This is a genomic window from Veillonella sp. CAG:933 (assembly GCF_000431435.1).
Classification (GTDB): domain Bacteria; phylum Bacillota; class Negativicutes; order Veillonellales; family Veillonellaceae; genus Veillonella_A.
In genome coordinates this window covers 1-1784 of the sequence record NZ_HF986122.1, presented here as the reverse complement: position 1 = coordinate 1784, position 1784 = coordinate 1, and the positions used below count along the sequence as shown (strand labels likewise).

Below are 1784 nucleotides of genomic sequence, written 5' to 3'. Positions count from 1 at the left end.
TTTGATTCGTAGTCAAACGCTCTATCCAGCTGAGCTACTGAGTCATAAACTTGCCACTCGAATATAATACCATAATACGCTGTTCATTGCAAGGGAAATTTTTCGTATATTTTACAATTCCTCAAGAATAGAACGAGCGACCTTGCGGCCGCCTTCTATATTATGGATGGCAGGGGCAGTAGGACTTGAACCCACAACCAACGGTTTTGGAGACCGCTACTCTACCAATTGAGCTATACCCCTATGTAGTACCAAGTCACACTTGATACTAGAATATAATACCAAATATTGAGGTAAATGTCAAACCTAATTTTAACTAATATATTTCTCGTAAAGGTAAAGTAAACTGTTGCCCCATCAAAAAAGCGCTTTTATGAGCATCTCGTAATTTGCAATATTATTTTCATGGAATGGCGACAGCATTCCTAAATACTTACGATTATGCAGCTCATGATAGTCTTTTTCCTTATCATAAGCATAAATAGCGTTAATTAAGGCATCAGCTCCGGCATAAGCATCAAATTGATCGTAGTAAAACCCGATGTTTTCTTTTTTTAAATATTCGGAGTTATGAACAAGCGGATATCCCCCATAAAGGGCTTCGTAATAAAGATAATTGAGTCCGCATTCCCACTGAAATGCTAAGACGATGTCTGTATATTTGCCTAAAAATTCCGGTGTCATAAAGCGAGCTTCTACGGACATGATATTCTGTCTTACCAAATCGGTAAAGCCGATAAAATTGTAGAAGGCGTGGACGTTCTTTTTATCAACCGTACCACATAGATATACATGCTTCAGTAGATTTTTATTGCGACGATATACTTCTTCCGCAATTAATATGGGGGTCATGCAATTTTTGAGAACAGAAATATTAGGTTCCATCACAGCTACACGGCGCTGCTCCGGATCAATAGGATTGTAACCGAATATACCTTCCAAGCTCAGCTCTTTTATCTTTGTATCAATAAATAGCGGGCTCCACAAATGCGGAACCTCATAAACCGGTGCCCGTGTAATGATTTCCACATAAGGTTTATTCGTTTTCATCAGATGCGGGGCGATCCAAACGGCATCATACCGTGTTCCGTTAAAAGCACGCCCGCCCTGTTCGGCATGAACGAATTTTTCCATATCCATGATAAAATCATTGCCCATGCGATACGATATGATTCTGGCCCCTTGGGCACGAAAAGCACGGCCGATAGCCGGTTCTAATGCTAGCGTTCCTTCTATGAGCAAATCTGTCTTATTGAGTACTTCATGGTATTCGTAGTACTTTACATTAAAACCTTGGAATTGACTGGGAAAGCTCGTTAATTCGTTTCCCCAATACACGAAATAGACCTCATTGACGAATTCTATCTGCTCTAGACAGAGTTTTAAGAAAAACATATTTTGGCCTGCCCCATTCGACCAAATATGCTGATAGGAATCACCCCAAAAGAAGGTAATTCCTATGTTTATCTTTTTCTGCATGACTACCCCTCTTCCCGATTCGGTATTATTGTATTAACCGGTAAAATTTCAATTATACATAGATATTGAAAACTCATTTCAAGGAAATGATAACATAGTTTGGAGGATGGGACAAGGTGCGAGGGTAAAATTGTAGTGCATGGCTGCATGGCTGCGGTTTAGTGACTTATTTAGTGCTAAGAAGGGCTAGAGGGAGAAAGCGCTATTGATTTAGGGCGTGGACGGATTGATTGGCGTTAGTGACTTTTTTAGTGCTATAAAGGCTAGAGGGAGAAAGCGCTATTGATTTAGGGCGTGGACGCATT

1 protein-coding gene and 1 tRNA gene are annotated in these 1784 nt (G+C 40.2%); both read right to left on the bottom strand.

Features of this window, described 5'->3' with window-relative positions:
• Window positions 1–167 precede the first annotated feature (167 nt).
• Window positions 168–243 (bottom strand) — tRNA-Trp (locus QZL64_RS01015).
• A 114-nt stretch (window positions 244–357) separates the two neighbouring features.
• Entirely contained in the window at window positions 358–1479 is a 1122-nt protein-coding gene (locus tag QZL64_RS01010; protein WP_021840200.1) for a DUF2827 family protein, read from the bottom strand.
• Between the last annotated feature and the right edge of the window lie 305 nt (window positions 1480–1784).